Genomic DNA, 21,094 nt, shown 5'->3' with positions numbered 1-21,094 from the left:
CGTAGGCCTGAGGGTGGGCCGGGCCGGGGTGTGTCGGGCTCGGGGTGGTCTGTGCCTGGGCGGCTGCGGTCAAGGTCAACGGTCGCGTTGGTCCCGAGGCCTCTCGCCTGTCGCGTTGGCCCTGAGCCCCCGCGTCGGCCGGTGTCGGTCCCGAGGCCTGCTCGCCGTCCGAGAGGCGAAACCCGTTCGCGGGGTGGCCCCCCTCCTCCCATACGCTTGTGCCGTGACACCCGCCCAGCTCTCCCGCACCGTGCTGCAGACCGTGCGTCGTGCCGTCGAGGCCGACGAGCTGCGGGTGGCTGTGCTGCCGGAGCGGGTGAAGGTGCAGAGTCCGCCGCGGGCGGGGTGTGGGGATTACGCGACGAATGTGGCGCTGCAGCTCGCCCGGGGGGTCGAGGACGGGGGACCTGCGGCGGCGTTGCGGGTGGCCGAGGTGTTGCGGCGGCGGTTGGTGCGTACGCCTGGGATCGTCGGGGTGGAGATCGCCGGGCCCGGGTTTTTGAACATCACCGTCGATCCCGGCGGGCATGCCGCGCTGGTGCGGGGCGTGCTGGAGCGCGGGGCGGGCTACGGGCGCTCGGACGCGCTCGCCGGTACGCGGGTGACGCTTGCGCCGGGGCGGGAGCTGCGTGGGGCGCTGGTCGGGGCCGTTGTGATGCGGCTGGTGGATGCTTGTGGTGGAGAGGCAGAGGTTGCTGAGGGGGGCGAGGTGCTCGCCGTGCGGTCCGCCGGAATCAGCGCAGAGGAGCTGCTGGGTCGGCTCGGGTCCGACGCCGCCCGCTGGGCGCTGCTGCGGCCCGCCGCGCACGATCTGCCCGATCTCGATCCCGGTCGGCTCCTCGCGCAGCGGGAGGGCAATCCGTTGTTCCGGGTGCGGTATGCCCACTCCCGGGTTCGGGCTCTCCTCAGGAATGGGCTCGATCTTGGGGTCGGTCTCAGTTCCGATGGCATCGGCGCCGACAGTGCCTACAGCCATCCCACCGCCGTCGCCCTCGTCTCCCTCCTCGGCGACTACCCCCGCCTCCTCGAATCCGCCGCCCGCCACCGCGCCCCCGACCGGCTCGCCCGGCACCTCGAGGCCACCGCCGACGCCTTCTTCCGCTTTCACGACGCGTGCCCGCCCCTGCCGCGCGGCGAGCAGAAACCCTTGGCCGCCCACCGTTCCCGGCTGGCCCTCGCCGAGGCTGCCGGGACGGTGCTGGCCGGCGGCCTGCACCTGCTCGGCATCAGCGCACCGGAACATCTGTGAGACACCTGAGAGAGACGCCATGAGCCGTTCCGCACACCCCGCCGGGCCCCGCTACGCCGATGTGCTGCCCGAGGGGCACTACACCGCACCGCCCACCGACCTCAACGCCCTGGACCCGCGCGTATGGGCCCGTACGGTCGGCCGTGACGCCGACGGGGTCGTCACCGTCGGCGGGGTGGATGTGAAGACGCTGGCCGAGGAGTTCGGGACGCCGGGGTACTTCCTCGACGAAGCCGACTTCCGGGCCCGCTGCCGGGCCTGGCGTGAGGCGTTCGGGGCGGACGCCGACGTGTTCTATGCCGGGAAGGCGTTCCTGTGCCGCGCCGTCGTGCGCTGGCTGAACGAGGAGGGGCTCAACCTCGACGTGTGCTCCGCCGGGGAGCTGGCCACCGCGCTGGCCGCCGGGATGCCGCCCGAGCGCATCGCCCTGCACGGGAACAACAAGAGCGAGGCGGAGATCCGCCGGGCCGTCGAGGCCGGGGTGGGGCGGATCGTGCTCGACTCGTTCCAGGAGATCGTGCGTGTCGCGCACATCGCCGCGCGGCTCGGCAAGCGGCAGCGCGTCCAGATCCGGGTCACCGTCGGCGTCGAGGCGCACACCCACGAGTTCATCGCGACCGCCCACGAGGACCAGAAGTTCGGCATTCCGCTGGCCGGCGGGCTGGCCGCGGAGGCCGTGCGGCGGGCGCTGAAGCTCGACGGGCTCGAGCTCATCGGCGTCCACTCGCACATCGGGTCGCAGATCTTCGACACCTCCGGCTTCGAGGTGGCCGCCCACCGCGTGGTGGGGCTGCTCAAGGAGATCCGCGACGAGCACGGGGTCGAGCTGCCCGAGATCGACCTCGGCGGCGGCCTCGGCATCGCGTACACCTCCGAGGACGACCCCAGCGAGCCGCATCAGATCGCCAAGGCGCTGCGCGACATCGTCCACCGGGAGTGCGAGTCGGCCGGTCTGGCCGTGCCGCGGCTGTCGGTGGAGCCGGGGCGGGCGATCGCCGGGCCGACCGCGTTCACGCTCTACGAGGTGGGGACGGTCAAGGAGCTGCCGGCGCTGCGGACCTACGTCAGCGTCGATGGCGGGATGTCCGACAATATCCGTACGGCGCTCTACGACGCCGAGTACTCGGTGGCGCTGGTCTCCCGTACCTCCACCGCCGGGCCGATGCTCTCCCGTGTCGTCGGCAAGCACTGTGAGTCCGGCGACATCGTCGTACGGGACGCCTTCCTGCCCGCCGACCTGGCGCCCGGGGACCTGATCGCGGTCCCCGCCACCGGCGCGTACTGCCGTTCCATGGCGAGCAACTACAACCACGCGCTCCGCCCGCCCGTCGTCGCCGTGAAGGACGGGCAGGCGCGCGAGATCGTCCGGCGCGAGACGGAGGAAGATCTCCTGCGGCTCGATGTCGGCTAGCGAGAATCAAATCTCGGATACTGGACCAGGGATAGAAAGTCCCGTCCAGTGAGTGAGACTGGTGCACCACCTAGATGGATGAGAAGCGAGGTCGGATGATGCGTACGCGTCCGCTGAAAGTGGCGCTGCTGGGCTGTGGAGTGGTCGGCTCAGAGGTGGCGCGCATCATGACGACGCACGCGGCGGACCTCACGGCGCGCATCGGCGCCCCGGTCGAGCTGGCCGGGATCGCCGTGCGCCGCCCCAACCGGGTGCGGGAAGGGGTGCCGGCCGAGCTGATCACCACCGACGCCACCGCACTGGTCAAACGCGGCGACATCGACGTCGTCGTCGAGGTCATCGGCGGCATCGAGCCCGCGCGCGCCCTCATCACCACCGCCTTCGAGCACGGCGCCAGCGTGGTGTCGGCGAACAAGGCGCTGATCGCCGAGGACGGCGCGGCCCTGCACGCGGCCGCGCAGGAGCGCGGCGCCGATCTCTACTACGAGGCCGCGGTCGCGGGCGCGATCCCGCTGGTGCGGCCGCTGCGCGAGTCCCTGGCCGGGGACACGGTCAACCGGGTCCTCGGCATCGTCAACGGCACCACCAACTTCATCCTCGACCGGATGGACTCCAGCGGCGCCGGCTACAGCGAGGCCCTGGACGAGGCCACCGCGCTCGGGTACGCCGAGGCCGACCCGACCGCCGACGTGGAGGGCTTCGACGCCGCCGCGAAGGCCGCGATCCTGGCCGGGATCGCCTTCCACACCCGGGTCACCCTCGACGATGTGCACCGCGAGGGCATCACCGAGGTCACCGCCGCCGACATCGCCTCCGCCAGGCGCATGGGCTGCACGGTCAAGCTGCTGGCGATCTGCGAGCGCGCCGAGGACGGCCGCTCGGTCACCGCCCGGGTGCACCCGGCCATGATCCCGCTGAGCCACCCCCTCGCCTCCGTCCGCGAGGCGTACAACGCGGTCTTCGTCGAGGCCGAGGCCGCCGGCCGGCTGATGTTCTACGGGCCCGGGGCCGGCGGCTCGCCGACCGCCTCGGCGGTCCTCGGCGACCTGGTCGCCGCCTGCCGGAACAAGCTCGCCCAGACCACCGGACCGGGCGAGTCCGCGTACACGCAGCTGCCCGTGAGCCCCATGGGCGACGTGATCACGCGCTACCACATCAGCCTCGACGTCGCCGACAAACCCGGTGTTCTTGCTCAGGTCGCCACGGTCTTCGCCGAGCACGGCGTATCCATCGACACCGTCCGCCAGCAAGGCAAGGACGGCGAGGCGTCCCTCGTCGTGGTCACCCACCGGGCGAGCGACGCCGCTCTGACGGCGACCGTCGAGGCGCTGCGCAGGCTGGACACCGTCCGCGACGTCGCCAGCATCATGCGGGTCGAGGGCGAGTGAGGGCGAGTAGGGGAGCAGGGGAGTAAAGGAAGATCATGAACACAATCGCTGACGCCGGGCCCGCGATGTCCGGCACCCGCCGCTGGCAGGGCTGGCGGGGCATCATCGAGGAGTACCGCGACCGGCTGCCGGTCAGCGGGACGACCCCCGTCGTCACCCTGCGCGAGGGCGGCACCCCGCTCGTCCCCGCCCAGGTGCTCTCCGAGCGCACCGGCTGCGAGGTGCACCTCAAGGTCGAGGGCGCCAACCCCACCGGGTCCTTCAAGGACCGCGGCATGACCATGGCCATCAGCAAGGCCAAGGAGGCGGGCGCCCAGGCCGTCATCTGCGCCTCCACCGGCAACACCTCGGCCTCCGCCGCCGCCTACGCGGTACGGGCCGGAATGGTCTGCGCCGTGCTGGTCCCGCAGGGCAAGATCGCGCTGGGCAAGATGGGCCAGGCCCTGGTCCACGGCTCCAAGATCCTCCAGGTCGACGGCAACTTCGACGACTGTCTGACGCTGGCCCGCGGGCTGTCCGAGAAGTACCCGGTGGCGCTGGTCAACTCGGTCAACCCGGCGCGTATCGAAGGGCAGAAGACCGCCGCCTTCGAGATCGTTGACATGCTCGGCGACGCGCCCGACATCCATGTGCTTCCGGTCGGCAACGCGGGCAACATCACCGCCTACTGGAAGGGCTACAGGGAGTACGCGACGGACGGCCCGCTCGGCGCCCCCGCCTCCCGTACGCCCCGGATGTGGGGGTTCCAGGCGTCCGGCGCGGCGCCCATCGTGCGCGGCGAGCCGGTCAAGGACCCGAGCACCATCGCCACCGCGATCCGCATCGGCAACCCCGCCTCCTGGGCCTTCGCCGAGCAGGCGCGCGACGAGTCCGGCGGCCTCATCGACGCGGTGACCGACCGTCAAATCCTCGCCGCCTACCGGCTGCTCGCCGCCCAGGAGGGTGTCTTCGTCGAGCCGGCCTCCGCGGCGAGCGTCGCGGGTCTGCTCAAGGCCGCCGAGGAGGGTCTGGTCGACCCCGGCCAGCGCATCGTGTGCACGGTGACCGGAAACGGCCTCAAGGACCCGGACTGGGCGGTGGCGGGCGCGCCGCAGCCGGTCACGGTGCCGGTGGACGCGGACGTGGCCGCCGAGCGGCTCGGGCTGGCCTGATTTTCCGGTCGGGCCGGTCTCGGCTGGTCCGAGCTCCGGTCGGCCTGATTTCCGGCTTCACCAGCCCGGTTCACGCGGCGCCGGGCAGCGCCGGGGGTACGCCCCCGCCCGTTGCCCGGCGCCGCGTCTCAAGATCCACTAGAGTGCGGGCGGAGAAAGACAGGAGCGAGGAGGGCGCGCGGAACGCTCCAGTAGAGTGGTCGCGGACGACGAGAGGGAGCGCGACACGCACCGTGCGCCTCCCGTGCGCCCTATGTCGCCACAGAACCTTCCTTCGATAGGCTGTACTGAATCCGCCCCGACGCAGAGCAGCCGCCTCTGCACGGCGTTGCCGTACTTCCCGTCACGGCCCTCGCGGTGTTCCGTACCTCTTCGAGCAATCCCAGTCACACAAGGAGAGTCATCGAGCGATGGCCGGTCCAGCGTTCCGCGCCGCCGCCGTCCGAGTGCGCGTGCCCGCCACAAGCGCCAACCTCGGTCCCGGCTTCGACGCCCTCGGCCTGGCCCTGGGGCTGTACGACGACGTGGTGGTCCGGGTCGCCGACTCCGGCCTGCACATCGACATCGCGGGTGAGGGCGCCGAGACGCTGCCGCGCGACGAAGGCCATCTGCTCGTACGGTCCCTGCGCACCGCCTTCGACCTGCTTGGCGGACAGCCGCGCGGCCTGGAGGTCGTCTGCGCCAACCGGATTCCGCACGGACGGGGCCTGGGCTCCTCCTCGGCCGCCATCTGCGCCGGGATAGTCGCCGCGCGCGCGGTGACCATAGGCGGCGCCGAGCGGCTCGACGACGCGGCGCTGCTGGAGCTGGCCACCGAGATCGAGGGTCACCCCGACAATGCCGCCGCCTGTCTGCTCGGCGGCTTCACCCTCGCCTGGACGGACGCGGGGACCGCCCGGGCGATCAGAATGGACCCTTCCGATTCCATCGTTCCGGTGGTCTTCGTGCCCGGCCGGCCGGTGCTCACGGCGACCGCCCGGGGGCTGCTGCCGCGCACCGTTCCGCATGTGGACGCCGCGGCGAACGCGGGGCGGGCCGCGCTGCTGGTGGAGGCGCTGACCAGGCGCCCCGAACTGCTGCTCGCGGCGACGGAGGACCGGCTGCACCAGGACTACCGTGCTCCGGCGATGCCCGAGAGCGTGGCCCTGGTGAACCGACTGCGGGCGGACGGCGTCCCCGCAGTTATCTCGGGCGCGGGCCCCACGGTGCTCGCGCTGGTCGAAGACGGTGCGGCCGACAAGGTCGCACGGCTGGCGGGCGAGGGGTGGGCGGCCAACCGGCTGGCTCTCGACGCCGGGGGGGCGAGCGTCCTGCCGCTCACCTGACACCGCGGACGACCGAGGCGGCCCAGGCGGCCTCAGGGTCCCGAAAAACTCGATAGCCGGTCTTGGAAGGGGGAATGTTTGTTGGATCCGGTAGTGTTAACCTCAAGTCTGCACTTGATGCCTCATGCTCGGAGTGATCGCCGGGCTGGGGGGCGCAGTGCTCAGTGTCCCCATCCGGGACCACCTTTCTTCCGGGAGCCTCCCAAACTGCCTGAGCAGCCTGCCTGAGCAGTTCCGAGCACGCTCCGGAATGGCGTGGCGGATCCAGGCGCGAAGCCTCCGTCCCGTCGGGAACCAATGAATCGATCTCTCCGCCATACCTGGCGGACCACCGCCCCGGCCGGTCCGCACGAGAAGGACCACAGCCGGACAGCACAACCGGTCGCCGAGCCAGACAGGCCGACGCCCGCTCCAGGGAAGGACCCTTCGTGAGCGACACCACCGATCTGATGGGCGTGAACGCCTCCGGCACCTCCGACAGCGGTGTCGGCAATGCCGCGCCCGCCACGGACGCTCCCGCGCCTGCCACCGGTGCTGCCACTGGCGCTGCCCCGCGGCGACGCCGCTCGGGCACCGGCCTCGACGCCATGGTCCTGGCCGAGCTGCAGCAGCTCGCCTCGAGCCTCGGCATCAGGGGCACCGCGCGGATGCGCAAGAGCCAGCTGATCGAGGTCATCAAGGAGACGCAGGCCTCCGGCTCCGGCGCCTCCGCCAAGCCCGCCGAGGCTGCCCCCGCCGCCGCGGAGGGGGTGACAAAGCCCAAGCGCCGCGCGACCTCCAAGGCCCGTACGGGCGTGGAAAGCGAGCCGGCCGCGGCCAAGGCGGAAAGCACCAAGGCCGACGGCACCAAGGACGACCAGGCCGCGAAGGCGGAGAAGGCCACCGCTCAGCAGCAGATCGAGATCCCGGGCCAGCCGGGCGAGCCTGCCGCCGACGAGCAGCCGGCCGAGGGGCGCCGCCGCCGGCGGGCCACCGCGCCGGTCACCGCCACCACCGACAACGCGGCCACCGCCACCGCCGTCGAGACCAAGACGGAGGCCAAGGCCGAGGCAGCCGAGGCCGCCACCAAGACCGCCGCCCGGGCCGACGCCAAGGCCGAGGCCGCCGTGGACACCGCCGAGGGCAAGGGCGCCAAGGGCCAGGACCGGTCCGAGCGCGCCGAGCGCGGCCAGAAGAGCGACCGCCGGGAGCGCGGCGGGCAGCGCGAGCGCGACGGCCAGCGCGAGCGTGATGGCCGTGACAGCCGCGACGGCCGTGATGGCCGCGACGGGCGTGACCGCCGTGGTGGCAAGAGCGACGACAGCGCCGCGCAGGGCGGCGGCCGTCAGCAGCGCGACACCCGCGGCCAGGGCCAGCAGCGCCCCGGTGCCGATGAAGACGACGATTTCGACGGCGGGCGCCGCGGGCGCCGCGGCCGCTACCGCGACCGCCGTGGCCGTCGTGGCCGCGAGGAATTCGGCAACGAGCCGCAGGTGTCCGAGGACGATGTCCTGATCCCGGTCGCCGGCATCCTCGACATCCTCGACAACTACGCGTTCATCCGGACCTCCGGCTACCTGCCGGGCCCGAACGACGTGTACGTCTCGCTCGCCCAGGTCCGCAAGAACGGCCTGCGCAAGGGGGACCACGTCACCGGCGCGGTCCGCCAGCCGCGCGAGGGCGAGCGCCGCGAGAAGTTCAACGCGCTGGTCCGCCTCGACTCGGTCAACGGCATGGCGCCCGAAACCGGGCGCGGGCGGCCGGAGTTCGGCAAGCTGACCCCGCTGTACCCGCAAGACCGACTGCGTCTGGAGACCGAGGCCGGCGGGCTGACGACCCGGATCATCGATCTGGTCGCGCCGATCGGCAAGGGCCAGCGTGGTCTGATCGTGGCCCCGCCGAAGACCGGTAAGACCATGATCATGCAGGCGATCGCCAACGCGATCACCCGCAACAGCCCCGAGTGCCATCTGATGGTCGTCCTCGTCGACGAGCGGCCGGAAGAAGTCACCGACATGCAGCGGTCGGTCAAGGGCGAGGTCATCTCCTCGACCTTCGACCGCCCGGCCGAGGACCACACCACCGTCGCCGAGCTGGCGATCGAGCGGGCCAAGCGCCTGGTCGAGCTGGGTCATGACGTGGTCGTCCTGCTGGACTCGATCACCCGTCTGGGCCGCGCGTACAACCTCGCGGCGCCCGCCTCCGGCCGCATTCTGTCCGGTGGTGTCGACTCGACCGCGCTCTACCCGCCGAAGAAGTTCTTCGGCGCCGCGCGCAACATCGAGGACGGCGGCTCGCTGACCATCCTGGCCACCGCGCTGGTCGAGACCGGATCGCGGATGGACGAGGTGATCTTCGAGGAGTTCAAGGGCACCGGCAACATGGAGCTCAGGCTCGACCGGAAGCTCGCCGACAAGCGCATCTTCCCGGCGGTCGACGTCGACGCGTCCAGCACCCGCAAGGAGGAGATCCTCCTCGCGCCGGAGGAGCTGAGCATCGTCTGGAAGCTGCGCCGGGTGCTGCACGCGCTCGACTCGCAGCAGGCGATCGAGCTGCTCCTGGACAAGATGAAGCAGACGAAGTCGAACGCCGAGTTCCTGATGCAGATCGCCAAGACCACGCCCGCCCCGGGCAACGGCGACTGATCAGCGACGCTCTCCTGAATTCCTGAATTCCTGAATTCCTGAAACAACGAGGGCCTCTCCGCCGCGGCGGAGAGGCCCTCGTCACGTTGTGGTGAGATCTGGGACACATCCGCCGCCACCCCCGCCGACCTGCGCGATCTCCGTCGTACGCCACGAAACCCCAGGTCAGCGGCGCGAGCCCGGCAGGCCGGGGCCAGGCGGGGCAGTGGCGCTCGGATCCGGAACGGGAGACCTCCATATGCAACCCTGACGGACGACCTGTCGTCTGTCAGGTCGAATCACGGCGAGAACACGCCTAACCGTGATGGTGGGGGTACCCGGACAGCAAGGACTGAGGAGCGCATGGCTGACCACAGCAGCACACCGGAGGATTCGGGGCCAGGCCGTGCCCGCGGGAGCGGCCGCCACAGCAAGGCCACGGCGCCCCGCAGTACGCGCCGCAAGGCGCTGCTGGGCACGGTGTGGACGCTGGGGGCCGTGCTGGTCCTGGGCGGCGCGGGTTTCGGCTATCTCTACTACAAGCTGAACGGCAATATCACCGCGGTCAACATCAACGGCGCCCTCGGCTCCGACCGCCCCAAGAACGTCGACAACGGCTCCATGGACATATTGGTCCTCGGCTCCGACTCGCGGGCCGGCCAGAACGCCAAGTACGGCACCGACGAGGGCACCTCCCGCTCCGACACCGCGATGGTCGTGCACGTCTACAAGGGCCGCCAGAAGGCCGGCGTCGTCAGCATCCCGCGCGACACCCTGATCCGGCGCCCCGCCTGCACCAAGGACGGCCAGACGGTTCCCGCCGCGCGCCTGGCGATGTTCAACTCCGCGTACGAGGTCGGCGGCCCGGCCTGTGCCGTCAAGACCGTCGAGTCGATGACCGGCATCCGCATGGACCACTACCTCGAGGTCGACTTCTCCGGCTTCAAGCACCTCATAGACCAGCTCGGCGGCGTGGACATCACCACCACCCAGCCGATCCACGACCAGAAGAGCCATCTCGACCTGGAGCCCGGCGAGCACACCCTCAACGGGGAGCAGTCCCTCGGCCTGGTGCGCACCCGGCACGGCGTCGGCGACGGCAGCGACCTCGGCCGGATCAAGCTCCAGCAGGCGTTCATCAAGGCGCTGCTGGACCAGATCAAGTCCGTGGACCTGTTCAGCAGCCCGAAGAAGCTCTACGGTCTGGCCGACACCTCCACCAAGGCGCTGACCACCGACTCCGAGCTGGCCTCCGTCAACAAGCTGCTCGGCTTCGGCAAGAGCCTGAAGAACATCGGTTCCGAGGACATGCACATGGTGACGCTGCCCGTGCAGTACGACCCGAACGACCCGAACCGCGTGCTGCCGATCGACTCCAAGGCCCGGCAGGTCTGGCGGGCGCTGCGCTGGGACGAGCCGATCCCCGCGTCCGCGACCAAGGGCTCGGCGGGCGACGCGACCGGCGACGCCGGCAAGGTCGTCCGGAACCCCTGACCCCGTTCCGGCCGTCTGCCCCGTGCTCCGGCCGCCCGGGAATATCTGGGCCCTACCCCCGGTTTTGGGGGATGCGGCCAGTCCTGGCAGACTGGACCGTCGGCCCCGGTTCACGTCAGGCAACCCGCCTTTCGACCCGGTGCCCTCCCGAACCTAGGAGAATCCCTTGAAGCGCGACATCCACCCGGAGTACGTCGAGACGCAGGTCAGCTGCACCTGCGGCGCCTCCTTCACGACCCGTAGCACCGTGGCGGGCGGCACCATCCGTGCCGACATCTGCTCCGAGTGCCACCCGTTCTACACGGGCAAGCAGAAGATCCTCGACACCGGTGGCCGTGTGGCGCGGTTCGAGGCCCGCTTCGGCAAGAACGCCGGGTCCGCCAAGAAGTAGCGACCCGCACGGCGCCGGTCTTCGGCCGCCCCTTCCCTGGGGCGGCCGGACCGGCGTTTTGTCGTCACGGCTTGTCGTTGTTGTTTACGGTCCTTCACCCTCCCCACGCAGCCCATTCCACGCACCCAGGAGCCCTTGATGTTCGAGGCGGTCGAGGAACTGATCGGCGAACACGCCGACCTCGAGAAGCGGCTCGCCGACCCCGCGGTCCACGCCGACCAGCGCGAGGCGATGCGGCTCAACAAGCGGTACGCCGAGCTGACCCCGATCGTCGGCACGTACCGGTCCTGGAAGCAGACCGGGGACGACGTCGGGACCGCGCGCGAGCTGGCCCAGGACGACCCGGACTTCGCCGACGAGGTCAAGGAGCTGGAGGCGCGGCGCGAGCAGCTGACCGACCGGCTCCGGCTGCTGCTGGTGCCGCGCGACCCCAGCGACGACAAGGACGTGATCCTCGAGGTCAAGGCCGGTGAGGGCGGCGAGGAGTCGGCGCTGTTCGCGGGTGACCTGCTGCGGATGTATCTGCGCTACGCCGAGCGCGTCGGCTGGAAGACCGAGATCCTCGAAGCCAACGAGTCCGACCTCGGCGGCTACAAGGACGTCCAGGTCGCGGTGAAGGCCAAGAGCAACGCGGAGCCCGGCCAGGGCGTGTGGGCCCGGCTGAAGTACGAGGGCGGGGTGCACCGCGTGCAGCGGGTGCCCGCCACCGAGTCCCAGGGCCGCATCCACACCTCCGCCGCCGGTGTGCTGGTCACCCCGGAGGCCGAGGAGGTCGAGGTCCAGATCAGCCAGAACGACCTGCGGATCGACGTCTACCGCTCCTCGGGCCCCGGCGGCCAGTCGGTGAACACCACCGACTCCGCGGTGCGCATCACCCACCTCCCCACGGGCATCGTGGTCTCCTGCCAGAACGAGAAGAGCCAGCTTCAGAACAAGGAGCAGGCGCTGCGGATCCTGCGCTCGCGGCTGCTCGCCGCGGCCCAGGAGGAGGCCGAGCGGGAGGCGTCGGACGCGCGGCGCAGCCAGGTCCGCACGGTGGACCGGTCCGAGCGCATCCGCACCTACAACTTTCCGGAAAACCGGATCTCGGACCACCGGGTCGGGTTCAAGGCGTACAACTTGGACCAGGTGCTCGACGGCGAACTCGATCCGGTCATCCAGGCGTGCGTCGACGCCGACGCCGCAGCCAAGCTCGCGGCCGCTCAGTAGGGTCGGCCACACCCCCACAGGGAAGCCCCGTAGCCTTTGTAGCCTTTGTAGCCTTTGTCCGGACCGGCTGGAGGAATTCAGTGAATGTGCTGCTCGCCGAGGTGGCGCAGGCCACCCAGCGGCTGGCCGACGCCGGCGTGCCGTCTCCGCGCTTCGACGCCGAGGAACTGGCCGCCTTTGTGCACGGCGTCAAGCGGGGTGAGCTGCACAGCGTCGCCGACGCCGACTTCGACGCCCGCTACTGGGAGGCCGTCGCCCGCCGCGAGGCCCGCGAGCCCCTCCAGCACATCACCGGGCGCGCCTTCTTCCGCTATCTGGAGCTCCAGGTGGGCCCCGGCGTCTTCGTGCCCCGCCCGGAGACCGAGTCGGTCGTCGGCTGGGCCATAGACGCCGTACGCGCCATGGACGTCGTCGAGCCGCTGATCGTCGACCTGTGCACCGGCTCCGGGGCCATCGCCCTCGCGCTGGCGCAGGAGGTGCCGCGCTCGCGGGTGCACGCGGTGGAGCTGGACGAGGGCGCCCTGCGGTGGGCCCGTAAGAACGTCGAGGGGTCCCGCGTCGTTCTCCACCACGGAGACGCGCTGAGGGCCCTGCCCGAGCTCGACGGACAGGTGGACCTGGTGATCAGCAACCCGCCGTACATCCCGCTGACCGAGTGGGAGTACGTCGCGCCCGAGGCCCGCGACCACGACCCGCAGGTGGCGCTGTTCTCCGGTGAGGACGGCCTCGATGTGATCCGCGGTCTCGAGCGCACCGCCCACCGGCTGCTGCGCCCCGGCGGGGTCGTGGTCATCGAGCACGCCGACACCCAGGGCGGCCAGGTGCCGTGGATCTTCACCGAGGAGCGTGGCTGGGCGGACGCCGCCGACCACCCCGACCTGAACAAGCGGCCCCGCTTCGCCACGGCGCGGAAGGCCATGCCGTGACCCCGGCGGACGGAAAGTAGCGATCCGGTGATGCCCCGCACTACCGGATACCCAGCGAAGGAGAAGTGATGGCACGGCGATACGACTGCGGTGACCCGACCGACCGCAAGACCGGCCTGCGTGAGGCCGCGTCCGCCGTCCGCCGCGGCGAGCTGGTCGTGCTGCCCACCGACACCGTCTACGGAATCGGTGCGGACGCCTTCAACGCCGAGGCCGTCGGCGACCTGCTGGAGGCCAAGGGCCGCGGCCGCAACATGCCCACGCCCGTCCTCGTCGGCTCCCCGAACACCCTGCACGGCCTGGTCACCGACCTGTCCGAGCAGGCGTGGGAGCTCGTGGACGCCTTCTGGCCGGGCGCGCTCACCCTGGTCGCCCGGCACCAGCCGTCGCTCACCTGGGACCTGGGGGAGACCCGCGGCACCGTCGCGGTGCGGATGCCGCTGCACCCGGTCGCGATCGAGCTGCTCAACGACTTCGGCCCGATGGCGGTCTCCAGCGCCAACCTCACCGGCCACCCCTCCCCGCAGGACTGCGACGCGGCCCAGGAGATGCTCGGCGACTCGGTGTCGGTCTATCTCGACGGCGGGCCGACCCCCGCCGCCGTCCCGTCCTCCATCGTCGATGTGACCGGCAAGGTGCCGGTGCTGCTGCGGGCGGGCGCCCTGAGCGCCGAGCAGCTCCGGGAGGTCGTACCCGACCTCGAGGTGGCCAATTGACAGCCCCTGAGGGGCGTGGCATAGCGGAACACCGTCACCACAGCGCCGACCACACCTTCCGCATCCTCCACGTCAGCACCGGCAACGTCTGCCGCTCGCCGATCACCGAGCGGCTGACCCGGCATGCCCTCGCGGACCGCCTGGGCAGCGAGCGCACCAGCGGGCTGATCGTGGAGAGCGCCGGGACCTGGGGCCACGAGGGCGCGCCCATGGAGGCGCACGCCGCCACCGTCCTGAACGACTTCGGCGCCGACCCGGCCGGCTTCCTCGGCCGCGAACTGCTCGACGAGCACGTCATCCGCGCCGACCTCGTCCTCACCGCGACCCGCGACCACCGTGCCCAGGTCATCTCCATGGGGCACTCGGCGGGGCTGCGCACCTTCACGCTCAAGGAGTTCACCCGGCTGGTCCGGGCCATAGACCCGGCGACGCTGCCCGACCCGGAGGAGGCGGGCGGCGTGGTCGACCGGGCCCGCGCCCTGGTCCTGGCGGCGGCCGCGCTACGCGGGTGGCTGCTGGCGCCGACCGAGGACGCGGACGAGGTGCACGACCCGTACGGCGCGCCGATCACCTTCTTCCGCAGCATCGGCGACGAGATCCACGAGGCCCTGGACCCGGTGGTGACGGCCCTGACGGGGGTGCCCGCTCCCGCGTAGCCCCCGGCCGGGGGCGGGCCTACATTGGGAGGACGCGATACTTCCTCCCCCCTGAGGCTGTGAGCATGCGATGGCCGCTACCCCCGCGCCGCCGCGCGGCACCCCGGCCGGGCCGCCCGGTGCGGCCCGTACTTCCTGGGAGTCCGACTTCGACGCGCTGCGCCGGCAGGACCCCGATATCGCCGGGGTCGTGCTGGGCGAGCTGGACCGCGTCAGGAGCGGGCTCCAGCTGATCGCCGCGGAGAACTTCACCTCCCGGGCCGTGCTCGCCGCCCTCGGCTCGCCGCTGGCCAACAAGTACGCCGAGGGCTACCCCGGCGCCCGCTACCACGGCGGGTGCGAGCTGGTCGACGTCGCCGAGCGGATCGCCATGGACCGGGCGAAGGCCCTGTTCGGTGCGGAGCACGCCAATGTGCAGCCGCACTCGGGCTCCTCGGCGGTGCTCGCCGCGTACGCCGCGCTGCTGCGGCCCGGCGACACGGTCCTGGCGATGGCGCTGGCGCACGGCGGACACCTCACCCATGGCTCCCCGGCCAACTTCTCCGGCCGCTGGTTCGACTTCATCGGCTACGGCGTCGACCCGCACACCGGCCTGATCGACTACGACCAGCTCCGCGACCTGGCGCGGGCCCACCGCCCCAAGGCGATCGTCTGCGGCTCGATCACCTACCCCCGCCACGTGGACTACGCGGCCTTCCGGGAGATCGCCGACGAGGTCGGCGCGTATCTGATCGCGGACGCCGCCCACCCCATCGGCCTGGTGGCCGGGAAGGCGGCGCCCAACCCGGTGCCGTACGCCGATGTGGTGTGCGCGACCACGCACAAGGTGCTGCGCGGGCCCCGCGGCGGGATGGTGCTGTGCGGCGCGGACCTCGCCGAGCGGGTCGACCGCGCGGTCTTCCCCTTCACACAGGGCGGCGCGCAGATGCACTCCGTCGCCGCCAAGGCCGTCGCGTTCGGCGAGGCCGCGCAGCCCGCGTTCACCGTGTACGCCCACCGGGTCGTCGCCAACGCCCATGCGCTGGCCGATGCCCTGGTCGCCGAGGGCGTCCCGGTGACCACCGGCGGTACCGACACCCATCTGATCACCGCCGACCCCGCTTCACTGGGCCTGGACGGCCCCGCCGCCCGGGCCCGCTGCGCCGCGGCAGGACTCGTGCTGGACAGCTGCGCCCTGGCGTCCGCGACCGAGCCGGGCGGCTGCGTCAAGGGCATCCGGCTGGGCACCGCGGCGGTGACCACACAGGGGATGGGGCCGGACGAGATGGCGCGCATCGCCGAGCTGCTGATGGTGGCGCTGCGGGGCGAGCGGGCCGTACGGGCCGTGCGGAATGAGGTGGCCGCATTGGCCGGGGAATTCCCGCCGTATCCGGAGCCCGTGTAGACCGCGTGCAGATACACCGCGTTCGCATACATCGCGTTCACCGATTCATCCGGAACCGACTCAGGTTGGGCCAACGTCCTCGTCGATGGCCCATCTCACTCGTCGGAGGCGGCTAATGTGTGTTGCTGAGATGGCCGGCGACATCTGTGGGGCAGTCTGTGCGTGAATATCTGCTGACTCTGTGCATCACGGCCGCGGTGACCTATCTGCTGACCGGGCCGGTTCGGAAGTTCGCCATCGCGGCGGGCGCGATGCCGGAGATCCGCGCGCGCGATGTGCACCGCGAGCCCACGCCGCGGCTCGGTGGCATCGCGATGTTCGGCGGGCTGTGCGCGGGGTTGCTGGTCGCTGCCCATCTCACCAACCTCAAGGGCGTCTTCGAGCTGTCCAACGAGCCGCGCGCGCTGCTGTCCGGGGCCGGGCTGATCTGGCTGCTGGGCGTTCTGGACGACAAGTGGGGCGTGGACGCGCTGATCAAGCTGGGCGGCCAGATGATCGCCGCGGGCGTGATGGTGCTCCAGGGGCTCACCATCCTGTGGCTGCCGGTGCCCGGGGTGGGCCCGGTCTCGCTGACGCCCTGGCAGGGCACGCTGCTCACGGTCGCGCTCGTGGTGATCACCATCAACGCCGTGAACTTCGTGGACGGCCTGGACGGCCTGGCCTCGGGCATGGTGTGCATCGCGGCCGCGGCGTTCTTCATGTACGCGTACCGCATCTGGTACGGCTACGGCCTGGAGTCGGCCGCCCCCGCGACCCTGTTCGCCGCCATCCTGATGGGGATGTGCCTGGGCTTTCTGCCGCACAACATCCACCCGGCCCGGATCTTCATGGGCGACTCCGGCTCGATGCTCATCGGCCTGGTGCTGGCGGCGGGCGCGATCTCCATCACCGGCCAGGTGGACCCGGACGCGATGAAGCTGTTCGTCGGCTCCGAGACCGCCGCGGTGCACGCCACCGTCCCGGTCTACATCCCGCTGCTGCTGCCGCTGACCGTGATCGCGGTGCCGTTCGCCGACCTGGTGCTGGCCATCGTCCGCCGCACCTGGCGGGGCCAGTCGCCGTTCGCCGCGGACCGCGGCCATCTGCACCACCGGCTGCTGGAGATCGGCCACTCGCACAGCCGCGCGGTGCTGATCATGTACTTCTGGTCGGCGCTGATCGCCTTCGGCGCCGTGGCGTACTCGGTGAACTCGGTCAGCATGTGGTTTGTGCTCTCGATCGTGGGGCTGAGCGCGGTGGGGCTGGTCCTTCTGCTTCTGCCGCGGTTCACCCCGCGGGTGCCGCGCTGGGCGGAGCGCTTCGTTCCGCCGCGGTACCGCCGCCGCGGGAGCCGGGTCGCCGCGGCCGCGCGGGAGGCCTCCGCCGGAGCGCCGGGAAGTGAGCCCGGGCCCGACTCGGAAGGCGAGCCGGCGGGACGGATCCCGGCGGGGATCAATGGGGCCACCGCTATCGGCGACCGCTCCCGCTTCACCCAGCAGGGGGCACCTCCCAGCGGTGGCTGGGGGAACAAGATCGGCAGCTCTCGGTAGCGGCTGATTCGGCGGCCCGCGAACACATCACGCGGCGGTAGCCGCATATCGATACCTTCCGGCTTTTCCGGGCGTCGATCGCATAACGGATCGGCCCGCCGCCGTCAATGTGCGATATGCTCCATAACCCTCCCGTGTGATGTGCAGCACATCCGGTAGGTAAAGACCTCATCAAATAGTTTGTGATACCGTTCACGAAAACCCGGTGCCAGAGCCGAAGGGCCGTAGTGCGACTGTCCTTCGTCGTGAGGTTCCTTTCATCCCCGGGGATACGCTCGTCAACGACGAACCGTTGCTTCCGACTCTTGCCGGAGAACCCTTCATGCAGTCCAACGACGCCCGAACGCTTCTGCAGTGTGCCGTGCCCACCGCAGTCGTCGGCGCCGCCGCCGTTGCCGTCGGTGCCGTACTCGCCGGTGGCAAGGGTGCGTTGGGGGCCGCGTTCGGGGCGATTCTGGTGATCGCACTGATGTCGATCGACCTGATCGTGCTGGTGCGGACCGCCAACAAGCTTCCGCAGATCTTCCAGATGATGGGTCTCGCGCTTTACGCCGTGCAGTTCCTGCTGATGGCGGTGGTGCTCGGCGTCTTCAAGGACACCACTCTCTTCAACACCAGGGCCTTCGCGTTCTCGCTGCTCGCCGCGACGCTGATGTGGATCACCGCGCAGACCCGCGCACACATGAAGGCCAAGATCTTCTATGTGCAGCCGGAGTCCGAAGACGAACGGACCCCGGCGGGGGAGAAGAAGGCTTCTCCCGCCGGGTCCCCATCGTGATCTGTAGGGCCGGTATAAGGGCACGTCCGCTCACCTGCTATCGTCCGGTGCCATCTGAGGCACAGCGGGCGCAGGTGGCTGAACCCCCGGATTCCACGGGACGGAATCGGCGGCCCATGCAGCTGTTGCCCACCGACCACACCGGACTTGTGCCGACAAGCCGCCCCCACATTCGTAAGACCAGTCCAGTGCCGTTCCGCGGCCATGCGCCGCGCCGACACAACGAGGTTGCCGTACCCATGCGCCACGCTGAAGGAGCTCGCGGTGAGTCCTGACCAGACACTCGCCTTCGAGACCGATTGCCACATCTTCGACGGGTGCGGCTTCCCGGCCCCAGGGCTCCACTCGTTCACGTTCGAGCCGATCGCCACCATCGGCGGCTTCGAGTTCACCAAGCCGGTTCTGCTGGCTCTGCTGGGCACCGTGGTCGTGGTGGTGTTCTTCTGGGCCGCCTTCGGCAGGGCCAAGGTCGTGCCCGGCAAGCTGCAGATGGTCGGTGAGGCGGGCTACGACTTCGTACGCCGCGGCGTCGTCTACGAGGCCCTGGGCAAGAAGGAGGGCGACAAGTACGTCCCCCTCATGGTCTCGCTGTTCTTCTTCATCTGGATCATGAACCTCTGGTCGGTCATCCCGCTCGCCCAGTTCCCGGTGACGTCGATCATCGCCTTCCCGGCCGGCCTCGCCGCGATCGTCTACATCCTGTGGGTCAGCCTGACCTTCAAGAAGCACGGCTTCGTCGGCGGCTGGAAGAACATCACCGGCTACGACAAGTCGCTGGGCGCGGTGCTGCCCCTGGTGATGGTCCTGGAGACGTTCTCCAACCTCCTCATCCGGCCGTTCACCCACGCCGTCCGGCTCTTCGCGAACATGTTCGCGGGCCACGTCCTGCTGCTGATCTTCACGATCGCCAGCTGGTACCTGCTGAACGGCATCGGCATCGCGTACGCGAGCGTCTCGTTCGTGATGGTCATCCTGCTGACCGCCTTCGAGCTGTTCATCCAGGCCCTTCAGGCCTACGTCTTCGTCCTGCTGGCCTGCACCTACATCCAGGGCGCTCTCGCCGAGCACCACTGAGCCACCGGCCAGTCCCGTCCCAAACAGGCGTCCGGTGGCCAACCCCCACCGGTCCGTGAAAGAGAAGGAAGAAACGGCATGTCCGCTCTCCAGACCCTCGCCGCCGACGCTGTCCAGATCAAGGGCAACCTCGGTTCGATCGGCTACGGCCTCGCGGCGATCGGCCCCGGCGTCGGCGTCGGCATCATCTTCGGTAACGGCACCCAGGCGCTGGCCCGTCAGCCCGAGGCGGCCGGTCTGATCCGCGCCAACCAGATCCTCGGCTTCGTTCTCTGTGAGGCGCTCGCCCTGATCGGTCTGGTCATGCCGTTCGTCTACCCGTACAAGTGACCGCGGCGTACGACCGGTCCCCCGGACGAAAGGCAATGATGTGAACGCCTTGACAACCCTGGCTGAGGAGACGCAAAACCCGCTCCTCCCGCCGATCCCAGAGCTCGTCATCGGCCTCATCGCCTTCGCCATCGTCTTCTTCTTCTTCGCCAAGAAGCTCCTCCCGAACATCAACCGGGTTCTGGACGAGCGCCGTGCGGCGATCGAGGGCGGCATGGAGGAGGCCGAGGCCCGTAAGGCCGAGGCCCAGCAGGTCCTCGAGGACTACCGCGCTCAGCTCGCCGACGCCCGTCACGAGGCCGCGCGGCTGCGCCAGGAGGCGCAGGAGCAGGGCGCCGCGCTCATCGCCGAGATGCGCGCGGAGGGCCAGCGGCAGCGTGAGGAGATCATCGCCGCGGGCCACGCCCAGATCGAGGCCGACCGCAAGCAGGCCGCGCAGACGCTGCGCCAGGACGTGGGCAAGCTCGCCACCGACCTGGCCGGCAAGCTCGTCGGCGAGTCCCTCGAGGACGTCGCCCGGCAGAGCCGCGTGATCGACCGGTTCCTCGACGAACTCGAAGACAAGGCTGAGAAGGCCGTCGGCGAGACGAAGGCCGAGGCCGGCCGATGAACGGAGCGAGCCGGGAGGCACTGGCCGCCGCGCGCGAGCGCTTCGACGCGCTGACGGACAGCACCTCCGTCGACGCCGCGAAGCTCGCGGACGAGCTGGCCGCCGTCACCGCGCTGCTCGACCGCGAGGTCTCGCTGCGCCGGGTCCTCACCGACCCGGCGCAGCCCGGCGAGGCCAAGGCCGAGCTGGCCGCGCGCCTGCTGTCCGGCCAGGTCGGCGGCGAGACCATCGACCTGGTGTCCGGCATGGTCCGGTCCCGCTGGTCGCGCTCGCGCGACCTGGTGGACGCCATCGAGGAGCTGGCGGCCTCCGCCGACCTCGTGGCGGCCCAGCGCGCCGACGCCCTCGACGACGTCGAGGACGAGCTGTTCCGGTTCGGCCGGATCATCTCCTCGTCCACCGAGCTGCGGTCCGCGCTGACCGACCGGGTCGCCACCACGTCGGCCAAGGTCGCGCTGGTGCGCGAGCTGCTGGGCGGCCGGGCCAATCCGGTCACCGAGCGGCTGGTCGCCCGTCTTGTGGCACAGCCGCGGGGACGTAGCCTGGAAGCGGGGCTGGAGGCCCTCTCGCGGCTCGCCGCGGCCCGCCGCGACCGCCTGGTCGCGGTGGTGACCTCGGCTGTGCCGCTCAGCGACCGGCACAAGCAGCGTCTCGGTGCGGCTCTGGCGAAGCTGTACGGCCACAAGGTGCACCTCAACCTGGACGTGGACCCCCAGGTCCTCGGCGGGATCGAGGTGCGCATCGGCGACGAGATCATCGACGGCACCATCGTCGACCGCCTGGACGAGGCGGCCCGGCGGATGGCCGGCTGACTTCGGCCGTACCAACTCAAAAGCCAACTCAAAAGCCAACTCAACAAGCATCTACGCG

19 protein-coding genes are annotated in these 21,094 nt (G+C 70.7%); all 19 read left to right on the top strand.

The genetic code is table 11. From position 1 onward, the window contains the following. Window positions 1-223: 223 nt before the first annotated feature. The 19 genes from nrtL to ACWY4P_RS17795 all read left to right on the top strand — a co-directional run bounded on the left by nrtL (window position 224) and on the right by ACWY4P_RS17795 (window position 21,036). Entirely contained in the window at window positions 224-1,249 is a 1,026-nt protein-coding gene (gene nrtL, locus ACWY4P_RS17885; protein ID WP_456211544.1) for an ArgS-related anticodon-binding protein NrtL, read from the top strand. Between the two features lie 19 nt (window positions 1,250-1,268). After that, complete coding sequence (lysA, locus tag ACWY4P_RS17880; protein ID WP_456211543.1) at window positions 1,269-2,660, top strand: diaminopimelate decarboxylase; 1,392 nt, start codon at window positions 1,269-1,271, stop codon at window positions 2,658-2,660. A 95-nt stretch (window positions 2,661-2,755) separates the two neighbouring features. After that, the gene (locus tag ACWY4P_RS17875) at window positions 2,756-4,048 is read left to right on the top strand and encodes a homoserine dehydrogenase (RefSeq protein WP_456211542.1); all 1,293 of its coding nucleotides are present in this window, start codon (window positions 2,756-2,758) and stop codon (window positions 4,046-4,048) included. A gap of 65 nt (window positions 4,049-4,113) precedes the next feature. After that, window positions 4,114-5,199: a threonine synthase gene (thrC, locus tag ACWY4P_RS17870; RefSeq protein WP_456212959.1), complete on the top strand. Its 1,086-nt coding sequence runs from the start codon at window positions 4,114-4,116 to the stop codon at window positions 5,197-5,199. A gap of 410 nt (window positions 5,200-5,609) precedes the next feature. Further along, complete coding sequence (thrB, locus tag ACWY4P_RS17865) at window positions 5,610-6,524, top strand: homoserine kinase (RefSeq protein ID WP_456211541.1); 915 nt, start codon at window positions 5,610-5,612, stop codon at window positions 6,522-6,524. A gap of 428 nt (window positions 6,525-6,952) precedes the next feature. Continuing rightward, window positions 6,953-9,148, top strand: a complete 2,196-nt coding sequence (rho, locus tag ACWY4P_RS17860) for a transcription termination factor Rho (protein ID WP_456211540.1) — start codon at window positions 6,953-6,955, stop codon at window positions 9,146-9,148. A 342-nt stretch (window positions 9,149-9,490) separates the two neighbouring features. Next, window positions 9,491-10,621 carry an LCP family protein gene (locus tag ACWY4P_RS17855; protein WP_456211539.1) on the top strand — a complete coding sequence of 377 codons (1,131 nt, stop codon included), beginning with the start codon at window positions 9,491-9,493 and terminating at the stop codon, window positions 10,619-10,621. Window positions 10,622-10,787: 166 nt separating this feature from the next. Then, complete coding sequence (rpmE, locus tag ACWY4P_RS17850; protein WP_014176386.1) at window positions 10,788-11,012, top strand: 50S ribosomal protein L31; 225 nt, start codon at window positions 10,788-10,790, stop codon at window positions 11,010-11,012. 138 nt (window positions 11,013-11,150) lie between these two features. Beyond that, window positions 11,151-12,221 (top strand): peptide chain release factor 1, encoded by a 1,071-nt coding sequence (gene prfA, locus ACWY4P_RS17845; RefSeq protein WP_456211538.1) that lies wholly within the window; start codon window positions 11,151-11,153, stop codon window positions 12,219-12,221. 80 nt (window positions 12,222-12,301) lie between these two features. Next, on the top strand, window positions 12,302-13,147 hold the full coding sequence (gene prmC / locus ACWY4P_RS17840; protein WP_456211537.1) for a peptide chain release factor N(5)-glutamine methyltransferase: 846 nt from the start codon (window positions 12,302-12,304) through the stop codon (window positions 13,145-13,147). A gap of 68 nt (window positions 13,148-13,215) precedes the next feature. Next, complete coding sequence (locus tag ACWY4P_RS17835) at window positions 13,216-13,863, top strand: L-threonylcarbamoyladenylate synthase (RefSeq protein WP_456211536.1); 648 nt, start codon at window positions 13,216-13,218, stop codon at window positions 13,861-13,863. Then, the gene (locus tag ACWY4P_RS17830) at window positions 13,860-14,519 is read left to right on the top strand and encodes an arsenate reductase/protein-tyrosine-phosphatase family protein (protein ID WP_456211535.1); all 660 of its coding nucleotides are present in this window, start codon (window positions 13,860-13,862) and stop codon (window positions 14,517-14,519) included. Before ACWY4P_RS17835 ends, ACWY4P_RS17830 begins: the two co-directional genes overlap by 4 nt. Window positions 14,520-14,589: 70 nt before the next feature. Then, complete coding sequence (locus tag ACWY4P_RS17825; RefSeq protein ID WP_456211534.1) at window positions 14,590-15,903, top strand: serine hydroxymethyltransferase; 1,314 nt, start codon at window positions 14,590-14,592, stop codon at window positions 15,901-15,903. A gap of 158 nt (window positions 15,904-16,061) precedes the next feature. Continuing rightward, the gene (locus ACWY4P_RS17820) at window positions 16,062-17,432 is read left to right on the top strand and encodes an MraY family glycosyltransferase (RefSeq protein ID WP_456211533.1); all 1,371 of its coding nucleotides are present in this window, start codon (window positions 16,062-16,064) and stop codon (window positions 17,430-17,432) included. Window positions 17,433-17,754: 322 nt separating this feature from the next. Next, entirely contained in the window at window positions 17,755-18,210 is a 456-nt protein-coding gene (locus tag ACWY4P_RS17815) for a hypothetical protein (RefSeq protein WP_456211532.1), read from the top strand. Between the two features lie 264 nt (window positions 18,211-18,474). After that, entirely contained in the window at window positions 18,475-19,284 is an 810-nt protein-coding gene (gene atpB, locus ACWY4P_RS17810) for a F0F1 ATP synthase subunit A (RefSeq protein WP_456211531.1), read from the top strand. Window positions 19,285-19,362: 78 nt separating this feature from the next. Further along, window positions 19,363-19,614, top strand: a complete 252-nt coding sequence (locus tag ACWY4P_RS17805) for an ATP synthase subunit c family protein (RefSeq protein WP_351509907.1) — start codon at window positions 19,363-19,365, stop codon at window positions 19,612-19,614. Between the two features lie 40 nt (window positions 19,615-19,654). Then, window positions 19,655-20,224 carry a F0F1 ATP synthase subunit B gene (locus ACWY4P_RS17800; protein ID WP_456211530.1) on the top strand — a complete coding sequence of 190 codons (570 nt, stop codon included), beginning with the start codon at window positions 19,655-19,657 and terminating at the stop codon, window positions 20,222-20,224. Continuing rightward, complete coding sequence (locus ACWY4P_RS17795) at window positions 20,221-21,036, top strand: F0F1 ATP synthase subunit delta (protein ID WP_456211529.1); 816 nt, start codon at window positions 20,221-20,223, stop codon at window positions 21,034-21,036. The genes ACWY4P_RS17800 and ACWY4P_RS17795 overlap by 4 nt, the downstream gene beginning before the upstream one ends. Window positions 21,037-21,094: the final 58 nt, after the last annotated feature.

It is taken from the genome of Streptomyces sp. LZ34, assembly GCF_053890475.1.
Note: the sequence above shows the minus strand (reverse complement) of the source record. Positions and strands in the feature narration are given on the sequence as shown.